Source organism: Acidovorax sp. GW821-FHT09A11 (genome assembly GCF_059418365.1).
The window spans coordinates 466,335-482,102 of sequence record NZ_JBWKPS010000003.1; the positions used below are offsets into that span (position 1 = coordinate 466,335).

12 protein-coding genes are annotated in these 15,768 nt (G+C 70.2%); 9 read left to right on the forward strand and 3 right to left on the reverse strand.

The annotated features are described in order from the left end of the window. Window positions 1-92: 92 nt before the first annotated feature. Complete coding sequence (locus AC07PV_RS09760; protein WP_494630101.1) at window positions 93-3,533, forward strand: hybrid sensor histidine kinase/response regulator; 3,441 nt, start codon at window positions 93-95, stop codon at window positions 3,531-3,533. Further along, complete coding sequence (locus tag AC07PV_RS09765; RefSeq protein ID WP_492254341.1) at window positions 3,530-4,441, forward strand: response regulator; 912 nt, start codon at window positions 3,530-3,532, stop codon at window positions 4,439-4,441. The genes AC07PV_RS09760 and AC07PV_RS09765 overlap by 4 nt, the downstream gene beginning before the upstream one ends. Before the next feature lie 215 nt (window positions 4,442-4,656). Here the strand turns inward: AC07PV_RS09765 and AC07PV_RS09770 are convergent, their stop codons facing one another. Then, window positions 4,657-5,118: a PACE efflux transporter gene (locus tag AC07PV_RS09770; protein WP_218296549.1), complete on the reverse strand. Its 462-nt coding sequence runs from the start codon at window positions 5,116-5,118 to the stop codon at window positions 4,657-4,659. Window positions 5,119-5,194: 76 nt separating this feature from the next. Here AC07PV_RS09770 and AC07PV_RS09775 point away from each other — a divergent pair, with 76 nt between their 5' ends. Further along, window positions 5,195-6,166 (forward strand): LysR family transcriptional regulator, encoded by a 972-nt coding sequence (locus tag AC07PV_RS09775; RefSeq protein WP_218339196.1) that lies wholly within the window; start codon window positions 5,195-5,197, stop codon window positions 6,164-6,166. 3 nt (window positions 6,167-6,169) lie between these two features. Here AC07PV_RS09775 and AC07PV_RS09780 read toward each other — a convergent pair whose 3' ends face one another. Then, complete coding sequence (locus AC07PV_RS09780) at window positions 6,170-7,006, reverse strand: MBL fold metallo-hydrolase (protein WP_494630104.1); 837 nt, start codon at window positions 7,004-7,006, stop codon at window positions 6,170-6,172. A 119-nt stretch (window positions 7,007-7,125) separates the two neighbouring features. Here AC07PV_RS09780 and AC07PV_RS09785 point away from each other — a divergent pair, with 119 nt between their 5' ends. The 6 genes from AC07PV_RS09785 to AC07PV_RS09810 all read left to right on the forward strand — a co-directional run bounded on the left by AC07PV_RS09785 (window position 7,126) and on the right by AC07PV_RS09810 (window position 14,502). Next, a complete protein-coding gene (locus AC07PV_RS09785; RefSeq protein ID WP_494630105.1) occupies window positions 7,126-8,142 on the forward strand; it encodes a helix-turn-helix domain-containing protein in 1,017 nt (338 codons plus the stop codon). A 101-nt stretch (window positions 8,143-8,243) separates the two neighbouring features. Further along, window positions 8,244-8,645: a GFA family protein gene (locus AC07PV_RS09790; protein WP_494630107.1), complete on the forward strand. Its 402-nt coding sequence runs from the start codon at window positions 8,244-8,246 to the stop codon at window positions 8,643-8,645. A 40-nt stretch (window positions 8,646-8,685) separates the two neighbouring features. After that, window positions 8,686-9,579 carry a PPK2 family polyphosphate kinase gene (locus AC07PV_RS09795; protein ID WP_494630108.1) on the forward strand — a complete coding sequence of 298 codons (894 nt, stop codon included), beginning with the start codon at window positions 8,686-8,688 and terminating at the stop codon, window positions 9,577-9,579. A 182-nt stretch (window positions 9,580-9,761) separates the two neighbouring features. Beyond that, a complete protein-coding gene (locus AC07PV_RS09800) occupies window positions 9,762-11,081 on the forward strand; it encodes a Glu/Leu/Phe/Val family dehydrogenase (protein ID WP_494630110.1) in 1,320 nt (439 codons plus the stop codon). Between the two features lie 377 nt (window positions 11,082-11,458). Beyond that, complete coding sequence (locus AC07PV_RS09805) at window positions 11,459-13,120, forward strand: class I adenylate-forming enzyme family protein (RefSeq protein WP_494630112.1); 1,662 nt, start codon at window positions 11,459-11,461, stop codon at window positions 13,118-13,120. Next, window positions 13,120-14,502: an MFS transporter gene (locus AC07PV_RS09810; protein ID WP_494630114.1), complete on the forward strand. Its 1,383-nt coding sequence runs from the start codon at window positions 13,120-13,122 to the stop codon at window positions 14,500-14,502. The genes AC07PV_RS09805 and AC07PV_RS09810 overlap by 1 nt, the downstream gene beginning before the upstream one ends. Before the next feature lie 56 nt (window positions 14,503-14,558). On the opposite strand, the gene AC07PV_RS09815 is transcribed toward AC07PV_RS09810, so the two are convergent. Continuing rightward, the gene (locus AC07PV_RS09815; protein WP_494630115.1) at window positions 14,559-15,677 is read right to left on the reverse strand and encodes a hypothetical protein; all 1,119 of its coding nucleotides are present in this window, start codon (window positions 15,675-15,677) and stop codon (window positions 14,559-14,561) included. Between the last annotated feature and the right edge of the window lie 91 nt (window positions 15,678-15,768).

A 15,768-nucleotide genomic window follows, 5' to 3' on the forward strand; every position in this document is an offset into this window, starting at 1 on the left:
ACCCCGGTGCGCACCCTGCGCATGGCCCCGCGCACCCGTGCAGCGCCCCAACGCGGTGCACGCCTAGAACGCTTCTTGCTTGAAGCCTGCGCATGGCCCCACCGCTCCCACCCAACGCCCAGAGCGCGCCGCAGACCATCTTCCGGTTCCGGCGCGAATACAACGCGTGGGTGGCCGACGAGACCATGGAGGACTACGCGCTGCGCTACACGCCCAAGAGCTTTCGGCGCTGGAGCGAATTCCGCGTGGCGAACACCGCATTTGGGTCGCTGTCGTTCCTGGCGCTGGAGGCCATTGGTGGTGCGATTGCGCTGAACTACGGCTTCAGCAACGCCATGTGGGCGATCCTCACCGTGGGCCTCCTGATCTTTCTGACGGGCCTGCCCATTGCCTACTACGCCGCGCGCTACGGCCTGGACATGGACCTGCTCACGCGCGGCGCGGGCTTTGGCTACCTGGGCTCCACCATCACGTCGCTGATCTACGCGGTGTTCACCTTCATCTTCTTTGCGCTGGAGGCGGCCATCATGGCGCTGGCGCTGCAGATGGTGGTGGACTGGCCGCTGGAGTGGTGCTACATCGCGTCGTCGCTGGTGGTCCTGCCGCTGGCCATGCGCGGCATCACCCTCATATCGCGCCTGCAGGCGTGGACGCAGCCGCTGTGGCTGTTCCTGCTGCTGCTGCCCTTTGTGTGGATTGCACTGGCCCAGCCGCAGCTGTACCGCGACTTTGCGGGGCTTTCGGGCCTCAAGAGCGGCAGCAGCCAGTTCGACCCGCTCATGTTTGGTGCAGCGGCCGCGGTGATCTTTTCGCTGGTGGTGCAGATTGGCGAGCAGGTGGACTTTCTGCGCTTTCTGCCCGAGCGCACGCCCGCCAACCGCCTGCGCTGGTGGGGCGCGGTGCTGGTGGCCGGCCCTGGGTGGATCGTCATGGGCATGCTCAAGATGGCGGGCGGGGCCTTTCTGGCGTTTGCCGCGCTGCAGTTCGAGGTGGGCGCCCAGCGCGCCGCCGAGCCCACGCAGATGTTCCTCGCAGGCTTTCACCAGGTCATGCAGGCGCTGGGCCTGCCAGGGCTGGCCGTGGCGGTGACGGTGGTGTTCGTGGTGGTGTCGCAGATCAAGATCAACCTCACCAACGCGTACGCGGGCTCGCTGGCATGGTCCAACTTTTTCGCGCGCGTCACCCGCAGCCACCCGGGGCGTGTGGTATGGCTGGTGTTCAACGTGTTGATTGCCACGCTGCTGATGACGCTCGGGGTGTTTGGAGCGCTGGAGAAGGTGCTGGCCGTGTACAGCAACGTGGCCATCGCCTGGGTGGGCGCGCTGGTGGCCGACCTCGTCATCAACAAGCCGCTCGGGCTCTCCCCCAAGGGCATCGAGTTTCGGCGCGCGCACCTGTACGACTTCAACCCCGTGGGGCTGGGCGCCATGGTGCTGGCGGCCACGGTGGCCTGCGGCGCCTATGCGGGGCTGCTGGGCGAAGAGGCGGCCGCGTTTTCGCCCTTCATCGCGCTGGTGCTGTCGATGGCGCTGGCGCCGCTGCTGGCCTGGCTGACGCAGGGCCGCTACTACCTGGCGCGCGCGCCGGGCAACGAGTGGCGCCCCGGCGAGATCGTGCGCTGCGCCGTGTGCGAGAACCAGTTCGAGTCCGAAGACATGGCGCGCTGCCCGGCCTATGCCGCGCCCATTTGTTCGCTGTGCTGCTCCCTGGAGTCCCGCTGCCACGACCGTTGCAAGACCGGCTCGCGCGCGGCCGACCAGTTGCGCGGCGTGGTGATGGCCCTGCTGCCGCAGCGCTGGGCCATCAAGGTGAACTTTCGCCTCGGACAGTACCTGATGGTCGTGGTGTCGCTGTGCGCGGTGATGGCGTTTCTGGTGGGCGTGGTGTATGTGCAAGAGAGCCTGCAAACCCCTGCGCCCGAGCAGGTGCTGCGGATGCCGTTCCTCAAGGTGTTTGCGTTGCTGGCGCTGCTGGCGGCCGTGTGCGCGTGGTGGGTGGTGCTGAGCACTGACAGCCGGCGCATGGCGCAAGATGAATCAGAGCGGCAGACGCAGCTGCTGCTGCAGGAGATCGAGGCCCACAAGCGCACCGACGCCGAACTGCAGGCCGCCAAGGACCAGGCCGAGTCGGCCAACCAGGCCAAGACACGCTACGTGGCGGGCATGACGCACGAGCTGCGTTCCCCCCTCAACAGCATCCTGGGCTACACGCAGATCTTGCTCAAGAACCCGCACACCGAAGGCTGGATGCGCGAGACGCTGTCCACCATGCAGCACAGCGGCCAGCACATGCACGCGCTCATTGACGGGTCGCTGGAGCTGGCGCGCATCGAGGCCGGGCGCCTGCGGCTGGACATGGCCCCGCTGCCGCTGCCCGACCTGATCGAGAACATCGAAGCCATGCTGCGCCCGCAGGCCGAGGCCAAGGGCCTGCACTTTGTGGTGGAGACACTGGGCACCATGCCCGGCTGGATACGGGCCGACGCCAAGCGCCTGCGGCAGATTCTGATCAACCTGCTGTCCAACGCGGTGCGGTTTACCGAGCGCGGCGAGGTGCGGCTGCGCATGGACTTTCGCCAGCATGTCTCGCGCATTGAAGTGATCGACACCGGCATCGGCATCGAGCCGCAAGACCTGGAGCGCATCTTTGTTCCGTTTGAACGCGGCAGCGCGGGGCGCCGGGCCAGCGAGGCGGGCACGGGCCTGGGGCTGACCATCACGCACCTGCTTGCCGAGCTGATGGGTGGCCAGCTCACACTGACCAGCACCCCGGGCCAGGGCAGCACCTTCACCGTGCGGCTGTACCTGCCCGGCATTGCGGTGGACCCGGCCTGGACCCCGCCCAGCCGCGCCACGCTGCGCCCGGTGATTGGCTACCTGGCACCCCGGCGCACGCTGCTGGTGGTGGACGACCAGCCTCTGCAGCGCCAGCTGCTGGCCGGCCTGCTGGTGCCCCTGGGCTTTGATGTGCGCGAGGCCGCCAGCGGCCGCGAATGCCTGGAGATCGTGCGCCAGACACCGCCCGACCTGGTGCTGCTCGATATCACCATGGACGACCTGGACGGCTGGCAGACCGCTGCCCTGCTGCGCGCGCTGCGCCCCGCGGCGGAGCTGCCCGTCGTGTTCGTATCGGCCAACCTGTTTGAACATGAAGCGACGCGCCTGGCCGCCCAGCAGTGCCAAGGCTTCGTGGGCAAGCCCGTGATCGAATCCGAACTGCTGCAGGCGCTGGAGCACGCGCTGCAGCTGGAATGGGTGCGCGACAACACCCCGCTGGCGCCCGGCCCGGATCCCGCCGCAGGCCCCGCCAACCCGGACGACACCCTGGCCACCCTGCCGGAACAACTGCGCGAAGACCTGACCCGCCTGGCACGCTCCGGCCAGGCCGCCGCGCTGCGCGAGCGGCTGCGGCGCGCACGCGGCGACCTGCCGGGCCACGCCGCCACGCTGGCGCTGCTGCAGGCCAGCGCCGACCGCTTTGACTTCGAAACCCTGGCACACCACCTGCGCGAGCCCGAAGAGGGAACCCCATGAACGACCAACCCGACGCCGCCCCGCAGATCAGCCAGCGCGTGATCCTGGTGGTGGACGACGCGCTCGACACCCTGCGCATGCTGTGCGATGCACTGGCCGCCGAAGGCTACGCCGTGCTGGCCGCGCGCGATGCCGAAGAAGCCCTGCAGCGCTTTGACCTCACCGTGCCCGACGGCGTGCTGCTGGACGCGGTGATGCCCGGCATGGACGGCTTTGCGCTGTGCCGCCAGCTCAAGGCCACCCCGCCCTGGTCGCATGTGCCCGTGGTGTTCATGACGGGCTTGTCGGACACCGAACAGATCCTGCAGGGCTTTGCCAGCGGCGGCGTGGACTACGTGGTCAAGCCCCTGCGGATCCCCGAGGTGCTGGCCCGGCTGGCCACGCATGTGCGCAACGCCCAGGCCACGCGGCTGGCGCGCGAGGCGGTGGACGTGGCCGGGCTCGGCGTGGTGGTGCTCGACGGCCAGGGCCGCGTGGCCTGGCGCTCACCGCAGGCCACGCGCTGGCTGGAGACAGCTTTCGCCCGTGAGGAGGCACCGGCCGAACGCGCGGCCGCCTGGCTGGTGCAGGCGCGCCGGGAGGGCGCGCAAACCCTGCCCCTGGCCGATGGCCGGCAGCTGCTGGCCCGGCACATGGGCACCAGCGGCCTGGCCGAATCCATGCTGCTGCTCAGCCACGCGCAGCCCGAGGCCGCCGCGCCACGCCACCTGCAGCAGGTGGCGCTGACCCCGCGCGAGACCGAGGTGCTGTCCTGGCTGAGCAAGGGCAAGACCAACCGCGACATCGCCGACATCCTGGGCATGAGCCCGCGCACGGTGAACAAGCACCTGGAGCACATTTTTGAAAAGCTGGGGGTGGAAACGCGCACCGCCGCCGCGGCCATTGCGGGGCAGTTGCTGCAGGTCTGAGTCCGGATTTTCCGGATGGGCCACGCCTGCCCCCATTCGTCCGGGCGGCGCCTGTCGACGCCAGGGCGCTCCTTGCGAGCGGCCCTTCGACGGGCCCGGGCGACCGGCTGATCCGAGGCCGGCACCCATCAGGTCAGTTGAGGTCAAATTGACCTTTGGCGCTTATCCATCAAGCGCCAATAGCTATTAATTTGATAGCGAAATTCCTTGCAACCTCAGGCAGCCACGGGCTCCATGGCCGAGGCCGGCAGGCCGAACAGATGGTCGAACACCCAGTTGAAGACAAAGGTGTAGCACAGGAAGAACACGATCAGCCCCAGGTCCATCACGAACGCGTGCCACAGGCTGATGCCGAACCACCACGCGAACAGCGGCACCAGCGTGAAGACCAGTCCGCCCTCGAAACCGATGGCATGCGCCACGCGCCGCGCCACGCTGCGGCCGCGCACGGGCTGGCGTGCTTCCCAGCGCTCGAAGGCCCAGTTGAAGATGATGTTCCAGAGGATGGCAATCACCGAGGCCGCCACGGCCACCACGCTCGAATGGCCCGCGCCCTGACCCGTCAGCAGGGCCAGCCCCGCCGTCGCCGCCACGATGGCGATCAGTTCGTACAAGGTCACATAGATCAGGCGGCGCTTGAGGCCCTGCAGACCAAAAAGAGTAGGTTTCTTGTCCATGGGCCGGACTTTATATTCAACAATCTGACATATAAAGTCAGCTTATTTCAGTTTTATTGATAGATCAGGAGCCACCATGGCCTTCAGTTCCGACAGCGTGCAGGTCTTTCTGGCCGCGCTGGACCACGGCTCGTTCTCGGCGGCGGCACGCGCGCTCTCGCGGGTGCCCTCGGCGGTGAGCATGACGATGGCCCATCTGGAGGCCGAGCTGGACGTGCAGCTTTTCGACCGCAGCGGGCGCGAGCCCCGGCCCACCGCGGCGGCGCGTGCGCTGGAGCCCCAGGCCCGGCTGCTGGCGGGCCAGCTGCAGCAGCTCAACGCCCAGGCGCTCGCGCTGACCCAGGGGCTGGAGGAGCGGCTGACGCTGGCCATCGCCCCCGAGCTGCTCGCTGCGCGCTGGACCGGGCCCCTGGCCGCGCTGGCGCAGGAGTACCCGCTGCTCCAGGTCGAGGTGCTGGCCGCGCCGCAGGTGGATGCGCTGGAGCTGCTGCACGGCGGCCGCGCCCAGCTGGCGCTGGTGTTCGAGCGCCCCAGCATCGACGGGCGCGAGGGTTTCCAGGAGGTGGGCACCGAGACGCTGGTCGCCGTGATCGCCCCCGAGCATCCGGTGCTGGAGGGCGCACGGGCGTCGGCGAAGGCGCGGGGCGAAGAACCCGGGCGCGCCATGCTGCGCGAGGAGCACCTGACCACCACGCGCCAGATCGTCGTGGCCAGCCGCGACCTGGCGCAGACCGATCCCCGCTTTGTGTTTGCCCGGCACCACTGGCGCACCGACAACCACCTGGCCGCGCTGGGGCTGATCGAAGCGGGCCTGGGCTGGGGCTGGCAGCCCCGCGCGCTGGTGCAGCCACGCATCGAGGCCGGCCGCCTGGTGGAAATGCCCTTCGAGAACCTGAGCAACGGCACCGCGCTGTGGGTGGACGTGGTGTGGTCCAAGGAGCGCCCGCTGGGCCTGGGCGCGGCGCGCTTCGTGGCGCTGATGCGGGAGAGCACGGGGGTGCGCACGGCCCCCGGCGACTGCACCCTCAAGAAGGGCTCCAGCGCCTGACCATCATGCGCAATTAGCTATTTTTTCAATAGCATCCGTGCCGCCAGCCGTGCGCCGGAACCGCCGCGCCTCGCCGTCCTCGGGCACCCACAGGCGGTGCGCCCAGCCGCCCTGCTCGGCCAGCGCACGCACTGCCGTGCGGGTGGTGGGGCAGTGGTCCAGGGCCTGCAGGTGGTTGACCACCAGGGTGCCGGGCGTCAGCGCGGCGGCCTCGGCCATGTCGGCGGCGTCCATGAGGATTTCCGCGCCGATGTCGAAGCGCGCGCCCCCCGCGGGCAGCACCGCCACATCCGGCTTCAGTCGCGCCAGGCAGTCGCGCACGGCGGGGGTCAGCAGCGTGTCGCCCGCCAGGTACACGCAGGGCTCGCCCGGCAGCTCCAGCAGGTAGCCATGGCCGTGCTCCATGAACCGGCCGATCCAGCCCCGGCCGTGCACGCAGGCGATCGGCGTGACATGGCCGCCCAGCGCGAACGGCTGGCGCTGCGGGCCGGACAGCGGCCACGCCGCCAGGCCCCGTTGCGCCAGGTAGCCCGCGTCGCGCGGCATGCAGACCACCGGAATCTGCCGCTCGCGCAGAAAACGCTTGCCCGCGCTGTCCAGGTGGTCGAAGTGGCCGCGCTGGCAGTGCGTGATGAGGGCGTGCGTCACGCGCTCCAGCGCCGCGTCCGTGCCCGGCGGCAGGTCGACGATGGGATTGCGCTCGCGCCCCTGGCCCAGGTAGCGCAGCGCAGGCAGGGCGCCGCGCGGGGCGAGCATCGGGTCCACCAGCAGGCCCACGGGGCGGCCTTCCGATGAGAATTCCAGCAGGACGGTGGCATTGCGCAGATGGGTGATGTGCATGGGGGTCTCCAACAGGGCCGGGGGGTGGGTCGATGGCCGATTGTGGGATGCCGTGGCCTGCGCGAGAATGGCCTGATCGGACAACTTCTTGCCATTTCCGGCCAACCACTTCTTCCCCCATGGCAACACCCGTCGAGCCATCCCTCCCGCGTCGCTCCGTGCCGCCGCCCGCCGCCCCGCTGCGCCTGGGCCTGCTGCTGTACCCCGGCTGCATGCCGGCGGGCCTGTTCGCTGCCGCCGACATGGCCCGCGCGGCCGGCCTGCGGGTGCAGCGGCCCGTGGTGCAGACGCTGTGGGTGGGCGCCGACCTGCAGCCCGTGCCCACGTGGCAGGGGCCGGCGCTGGCGCCCACCGCCGCCCTGGCCGGGGCCGATGTGGATGCGGTGCTGGTCCCCGGCCTGTGGCTTTCGTCCACGAACGGCCTGGCCGCGCAGCTGCAGCAGCTGGCCCCGGTGGTGCGCGCCCTGGCCGCCCTGCCCCGCCGCACGCAGGTGTGGAGCTACTGCGCCGGTGTGCTGCTGGCCGCCGCCAGCGGCCGCCTGCGCGGGCGTGGCGCCACGGCCACCTGGTGGCTGCGCGCCGCGCTGGAGCAGCAGTTCGGCGCCGTGCGCTGGCGCTTCGACGAACCCCTCGTGCAGGACGGCGCCGCCACCACGGCGGCCGGTGCCAACGGCCACCTGCCGCTGATGCTGCACGCCCTGGGCGCGCGGATCGCGCCCGAGGCCCTGGCGGACCTGCAGGCGCTGCTGATGCTGCCGCGCCCGCGCGCCACCCACCCGGCGTTCGCGGGGCACGACCTCATGGCCACGGCCGACGCCGACCTGCGCCGCGCCATGCTCTGGGTGCAGCGCAGCCCCGCCGCAAAGCTGCGGCTGCCCGCACTGGCGGACGCGCTGGGCGTGTCGCCCCGCACGCTGGCACGCCGGGTGCAGGCCCACACGGGGCTGCCGGCGGCGCAATGGATGCGCCGCATCAAGCTGCGCCAGGTGAGCGAGGCGCTGTGCGACACGCCACGGCCCTTGAAGCGCATCGCCGAAGACCTGGGTTTTGCCAGCGAAGCCGGCCTGCACCGGGCCTTTCGGCAGGCCACGGGGCAGACGCCGCTGGCCTACCGCATGGCGCACGGGCGCGGTTGAAAGAACCCCGGCAGAAGGCTGGCGGGGTAGCCCCGCAGCCGCGCTTTTGCGATCATCCGCCCTCGCCCTGCAAGATCGCCACACGTTCCGAGGACCCGCCCATGCCCCAGACCTACACCGCCACCTGCCATTGCGGCGCCGTCCATGTGCAGGCGGGCCTGGACCTGAGCCAGCCCACCTTCCGCTGCAACTGCTCCATCTGCCGGCGCACGCGCTTCTGGGCAGCCGTGGCGCTGCCGGGCCAGTTCCACATCGTGCGCGGGCAGGACGAGCTCACGCGCTACCAGTTCAACACGCGCAAGAACCTGCACTACTTCTGCAGGCACTGCGGCGTGCGCGTGTTCGGCCACGGCACCGAGACGCCGATGGGCGAGATGTACGGCATCAACGTGGGCTGCATCGACGGGCTGACGGACGAAGACCTCTCGCGGCTGGCCATCGTGCGCATCGACGGCCGGCACGACCAGTGGCAGCAGCCGCCGGCCCACGCAGGCCACTTGTGAGCTAACCTCTTTCACACCAACGCACCGCCCCTGGAACCCCATGCCGTCACCCCTGATTCCCAAGTCCCGCAACAAGGCCGCCGAGCTCTGGTCGCAATGGCAACCCGGCAAGCCCGCCGATGGCGAGGGCAAGGGCAGCAGCCGGGGCAAGCCGCCACGCGGCGTGTCGCTGCAGGACTACGACCCGGGCGCCAAGCCGTTTTCGCAGGGCGAGAAAGCCCGGGACAAGGCCGCCGTCGAGGCGCTGGCCGAGGAACTCGATGCGCTGCAGAACCTGTTCTATGCCGACAAACGCTACAAGCTGCTGGTGGTGCTCCAGGGCACCGACACCTCGGGCAAGGACGGGACGATCCGGGGCGTGTTCGGCCGCATGAGCGCCCTGGGCGTGCATGCCGTGGGCTGGAAGGCGCCGACCGAGGCCGAGCGCGCCCGCGACTACCTCTGGCGCATCCACCAGCAGGTGCCACAGGCCGGCGACATCACGGTGTTCAACCGCAGCCACTACGAGGACGTGCTGGTGCCCGTGGTCAACGGCTGGATCACGCCCGAACAGCACCAGCAGCGCCTGGCCCACATCAACGACTTCGAGCGCATGCTCGTCGAAACGGGCACCATCGTGCTCAAGTTCCTGCTGCACATCAGCCCCGAGGAGCAGCGACAGCGCCTGCAGGAGCGCCTGGACGATCCGGCCAAGCACTGGAAATTCAGCATGGGCGACATCGAGGTGCGCAAGCAATGGGCGGAGTACCAGCGCGCCTACGACGCGCTGCTGGCCGCCACCCACACGCCCTGGGCACCGTGGACCATCGTGCCCGCCAATTCCAAGACCCATCGCAACCTGATGATCGCCACCGTGCTGCGCGAGGTGCTGCAGAACCTGGACCTGCGCTACCCGACGGGCGACCCGGCGCTGACCCATTTCACGGTGGAATGACCGGCGTGGCGGGCGGCCGCCCGGTGCCCGCGCACGGCGCGGCCCATGGTGCAGTGCCGCATGGGGCGGTCGTTTGCATGGTTATGCAACAAATGCATAACACACAAACACTACGGCCTTAGACAGCGTGCGGCGGCAGGCATAAGCTTCGCGGCTTGAACTGATCCCACAAGGAATTCACCATGTCTTCATCCACGGGCGCCCCAGCCTCCAACCCCGCAGGCGCAGTCCACACCCTGCCCTCGTACCTGCAGGCCGACCACCTCGGCCCCTGGGGCAACTACCTGCAGCAGGTGGACCGCGTCACCCCTTACCTGGGCAGCCTGGCGCGCTGGGTGGAAACGCTCAAGCGCCCCAAGCGCATCCTGATCGTGGACGTGCCGATCGAGCTGGACAACGGCACCATCGCCCACTACGAGGGCTACCGCGTGCAGCACAACCTGAGCCGGGGCCCCGGCAAGGGCGGCGTGCGTTTCCACCAGGACGTGACACTGTCCGAAGTGATGGCCCTGTCGGCCTGGATGTCGGTCAAGAACGCCGCCGTGAACGTGCCCTACGGCGGCGCCAAGGGCGGTATCCGCGTGGACCCCAAGAAGCTGTCGATGGGTGAGCTGGAGCGCCTGACGCGCCGCTACACCAGCGAGATCGGCCTGCTGATCGGCCCCTCCAAGGACATCCCCGCCCCCGACGTGAACACCAACGGCCAGATCATGGCCTGGATGATGGACACGTATTCCATGAACGTGGGCGCCACCGCCACCGGCGTGGTGACCGGCAAGCCCGTGGACCTGGGCGGCTCGCTCGGCCGTGTGGAGGCCACCGGCCGCGGCGTGTTCACCGTGGGCGTGGAAGCCGCCAAGCTCACCGGCCTGGCGCTCGACGGCGCCCGCGTGGCCGTGCAGGGCTTTGGCAATGTGGGCGGCATCGCGGCCAAGCTGTTTGCCGAAGCGGGCGCCAAGGTGGTGGCCGTGCAGGACCACACCGGCACCATCTTCAACGCCAAGGGCCTGGACGTGCCCGCGCTGCTGGCGCACGTGAAGACCCGGGGTGGCGTGGGCGGCTTCGCCGGCGCCGATGTGATGCAGCCCGAGGAGTTCTGGGGCGTGGACTGCGAGATCCTGATCCCCGCCGCGCTCGAAGGCCAGATCACCAAGGACAACGCGGGCCAGATCAAGGCCAGGCTCGTGATCGAAGGCGCCAACGGCCCCACGACCACCGAGGCCGACGACATCCTGCACGACAAGGGCGTGCTGGTGCTGCCCGACGTGATCGCCAATGCCGGCGGCGTGACGGTGAGCTACTTCGAGTGGGTGCAGGATTTCTCCAGCTTCTTCTGGAGCGAGGACGAGATCAACGCCCGCCTGGTGCGCATCATGCAAGAGGCCTTCGCGGGCATCTGGCAAGTGGCGCAAGAGCACAAGGTGAGCCTGCGCACCGCCACCTTCATCGTGGCCTGCCAGCGCATCCTGCACGCCCGCGAAATGCGCGGCCTGTATCCGTAAGCGCCCGCAGCGGCTGCGCCGCTTCCCCCGAGGGGACACGCCGGTGGCCTGGCGTGAAGGCGCCGCCTGATTGCGCAGGGGCACTTTCTAGTCCGCCATCCTGGCCACGCCCTTACCGGGGCGGGCCTTGCCAAACAACCGCCACGCCGTGATCCGGCCTGGCGGTTTTTTCTTTGTCTGCGCACGGTGCGCCGGCCTGCTTGTTGCGCCACGGCGACGGGCACGCGGCGCGCACCGCCGTTCACGGAGCCAAAGCGACCGCACAGCCGAAGCAGAAACAAGAAGATACGCGCAGGTACAAATGGTCATCTTTTGCCACGGGTGCGCGTGAAAAACTTCCTTGACCTTGCTTTCACGCCCCTCCTGGGAGACTTCCGGTGGCCTTACCTTCCCTGCGCAGCCTGGTGGCGCGCTTTCTCCTGAACCGCTTGCGCACCGCCCGCGCCGTCGCCCGCCTGGCGTACCGCCTGCACCCCCACAAGCCCGCGCTCATCGACCGGCGCGGCACGCTCACCTACGCACAGCTGCACGAGCGCGTGTTGCGCCTGCGGGCCTGGATGCAGGCGCAGGGCGTGAAGAAGGGCGACGTCGTGTTCACCTGGCTGCCCGAGACCGGCGAGCAGTACGAAACCCGCCTGGCCACGTTCGAGAACGGCACCATCTTCGCGAGCTTCCACAAGCACCTGCCGGCCGATGCGGCGCTCACCACCATGGGCCGCGTCAAGCCCACGGTGTTCATCCACGACCCGCTGCTGAGCGCCCCCATCCTGCAGGCCGTGCGCGAGCAGCTGCCCGGCCTGCGCCTGCTGGCGCTGGGGGATGAGTACGAACAGGCGCTGGCGCAGGCCACCCCCACCGCGGGCACCGCCGAGGTGCACGAGGACGACGTGTTCGCGCTGCACATGACCTCGGGCACCACGGGCCTGCCCAAGTCCATCGGCTACAGCAACCGCAAGTACCTGGACAGCGTGCGCCTGATCTCGCGCGCCATCGACTTCAGGCCACCCGCCCACGGCCCCGACGTGAACATGCTGGGCCTGCCGCTCACCGGGCCGGGCTCGGGCCTGGTGCTGCCCACGCTGCTCTCGGGCGCGGCGCTGGTGATGCCCGAGGACTTCCGCGCCAGCACGCTCGCGGGGCTGATCCAGAAGCACCGCGTGTCGCGCGCCTTCCTCTCGCCCTCGGCCATCATCGACCTGCTGGACGAGCCCACGCTGGACCAGTACGACCTGTCGTCACTGACCCACGTGCCCTATGGTTCGGAGATGATGCCCGCGCCCAAGATCGCCGAGGCCATCCGCCGCTTCGGGCCGATCTTCCAGCAGGGCTACGGCTGCCTGGAGGCCCTGCCGCCCATCACCTGGCTGCTGCCGCACCAGCATGTGGATGCAGAGGGCAACCCGCTCGGCCTGGAGGTGCTCTCCACCGTGGGCCGGGTCATGCCCGGCGTGCAGGTGGTCATCCGCGGCGACGACTTCACGCCGCTGCCGCAGGGCGAGATGGGCCTGATCACCGTGCTGACGCCCGTGCGCTTCGACGGCTACTGGCTCGACCCCGAAAAGACCGGCGAGACCCTGCGCGACGGCTGGGTGGTGATGGGCGACCTGGGCTATTTCGACACGGCAGGCTACCTGCACGTGCTGGGGCGCAGCGCCGACCGCGTCTCGCGCGATGGGCAGCTGCTGAACCCGCGCGAAGTGGAAGAGGTGGCGCACACCCACCCCTCGGTCAAGGAAGCCTGCCTGGTGCAGCATGGTGCGCAGGCTGTGCTGGTGCTGAGCCTGCGCCAGAGCTGGCGCAAGGAGCACGACTGGCGCACGCTCGAAGGCGAGATCGCGCAGTACCTGGCCGGGCAGCTGCCCGCCCACCTGCAGCCGGACGATGTGCGCATCGTCGAGGAGATTCCGCGCAGCTTCCTGAACAAGATGCTGCGCCGCGAAGTGCGGCTGATGCTCGAAGCCGCGCCGCCGTGCGCCGCAGCCTCCAGTGCGCCCACGCCCGCCGCGGTGCCTTCGTCCGTCCCGGCGGTGGCACCGTGATGCACCACAGCCACGCGCCGGGCAGCACCACGCCATCGCCCCTGACCCTCGGCACCAAGCTCAGCTACGCGGTCGGCAACGTCGGCCTGCAGATGCTGATCGCGGCGATGAATTTCATGCTCATGATCTTCTACACCGACGTAGCCCTGGTCGCGCCGGCCGTGGCAGGCGCGGCGCTGCTGGTGGGCAAGGTGTGGGACACCGTCAACGACCCGCTGTTCGGCTGGGTGACCGACCGCACGCGCTCGCGCTGGGGCCGCCACCGCGTCTACCTCGTCTACGGCGCGGTCCCGCTCGGCATCGCCGCCGCCGCGGTGTGGATGGTGCCGCCGGGGCTCTCGCCGATGGCCGCGTTCCTGTGGATCGCGATCACGTACACCGTGTTCGACACGCTCATGACGCTGGTGCAGCTGCCCTACCAGGCGATGGCCGCGAACATGACCACCGACTACGACGAGCGCACCAGCCTCACGGCCCATGCCTCCATGGGTGCGCTGCTGGGCTTCTTCGCGGGCAGCGTGTTCATGCCGGTGCTGGTGCGGGCCGCGCCCGACGCCCGCACCGGCTATGCACTCGCGGGCTCGTGCTTCGGCCTGATCGCCGGCGCGGCCGTGGCCGTGGTGGCCTGGCGCGTGCGCGAGCCCCAGGGCGGCGCCGAGCCCGCCGCCGACGCCAGCGACCGCCAACCCATGTGGGACAGCGTGCGCGAGACCCTGCGCACCACGCTGCGCAACCGCCCTTTCCTGTTGCTGATGAGCGCCGCGACCCTGGTGCGCCTGGGCCTCACGCTGGTGCAGGCCTCGCTCGCGTACTTCGTGATCTACCAGCTGCAGGGCGACAAGGGCGACCTGCCGCGCTACATGGGCACGCTGCTCGGCGTGGTGGGCCTGTCGCTGTTCGTGTGGAAGGTCGTGGTCGACCGCTGGGAAAAGAACTGGGCGTACGTCCTGGGCCTGGTGCTGTGTGCGGGCGGCCTGGTGGCGCTGTACTGGGTGGGGCCGGGCGACCAGCGCCTGGTCATGGGCATCCTGGTCGTCATCGGCATCGGCATGGGCGCGCACTGGATCGTGCCCTTCGCCATGGTTCCCGACACCATCGACCACGGCCACATGCAGGCCGGTGAGCGCAAGACGGGCATGTACTACGGCCTGTACGGCCTGATGGACAAGCTGGCACGCACGCTGGCCACGGTGATGGTGGCCGGCATGCTGGACGTGACGGGCTACGTGCCCAACGTGGCGCAGTCGGCCAGCGCGCTGCAGGGCATCACCCTGATGACCGGCGTGCTGCCGGCGCTGTGCCTGGTGCTGGCCGTTCCGCTGCTGGTGGCCTACCCCATCACGCGGTCGCGCCACGCGGACATCCTGCACAAGACCCGCTGACCCGCGAGGCCGCGCCCCGCCAGCGCGATCCGCGAAAAGTCCGGGACGAACAGGCTCTAGGCGCCGGGCGCGGGGCCCACCGGCTCCGGTGGCCGCACCCCGCGCTGCGCCAGGCAGAAAGGCTGGGCGCACTCCGCGCGGGCCGCATAAGGGCAGCCCACGGTCTCGCACAAGCCGGAGGCGCCGTTGCGGGCGCGGTCCTCCTCGCGCGGCACCTGGCCGCTGGCCTGCAGCACGGCCATCTGCGTCCACGGATCCATGCGCAGCTGCGCCAGCAGGTCGCGGCCATACACGGCAGCGGGCATCTGCGGTTGGAAATCCATCACCAGCAAGGCGCTGGTGCGGGGCGCCGAGGCCTCCAGCCCTTGCAGCACCAGCGCGAACACCCCGGACTGCAGCGACTGCGCACTGCCCGTGAACGGCACCTGCAGCGGCGCCGCCGTGGAGGGCGTGGCGGCCGCCGCCGCTGCGGATGCGGCAGCCGAAGGCGCCTGCGACGCCAGCCACGGCACCGGCACGCGCAGGGTCAGCGCAAAGCCGCGCGGGCCTTCGGGCGTCTGCACGCTGCCCTGGCGCACCAGCCAGGTCTGCAGCGGCGGCGCCTCTGCGTCCACCGCGCCGCTTTCCAGCGCCTGCGCCAGCCCGATGGGCCAGGGCTGGGCGGCCGTGACCCGCTGGGGCGCCACACTGCCCGCCGTGAGCTGCGCCACCAGCGCACCCACCATGCGCAGCAGCGGCGCACCCAGCCCCGTGGCGGGCCAGTCGGCGCCCGACACGGATGCCGTGGAGGAGGCTGGCACAGGCGCGCCCACGGGCAGCGGCGGCGGTGCCAGCGCCCCCCGCGGCGCGGCGCCGGCCCTGGCGCCGGGGGCCGCAGCGGCGGCCGCGTTGCCCGCCACCCCGCGCCGTGGTTCAAAACCTGCGCCGAGCTGCTCGCGCGCCTGCGCCGAGATGCTGGCCTTGTCGGCCGCCGGGGCGGGCAGAGGTCCAGCGGGCGGGCTGGGAGAGGTCGGTGTGGGCGGAGGCGCGCTCGGGTCGGCCGTGGGCAGCGGCGCGGTCGCGGGGCCGGGCTTGTCCAGCCCCAGCAGCGCGGCCTGCCGCTGCAGGGCCGCTTCGGCCAGGAACTGGGCCACGGGCGGCAGCGCGCTGCGGGAGGGGTCGATGGGGAGGGCCATACCGGACAAGCGTGGGAGTTTCCGATTCTGAAGCGATTCCACGGGCGTGAACAGGGCACGCCGCCCGCAGCGTGCAAAACCATCAACAAGC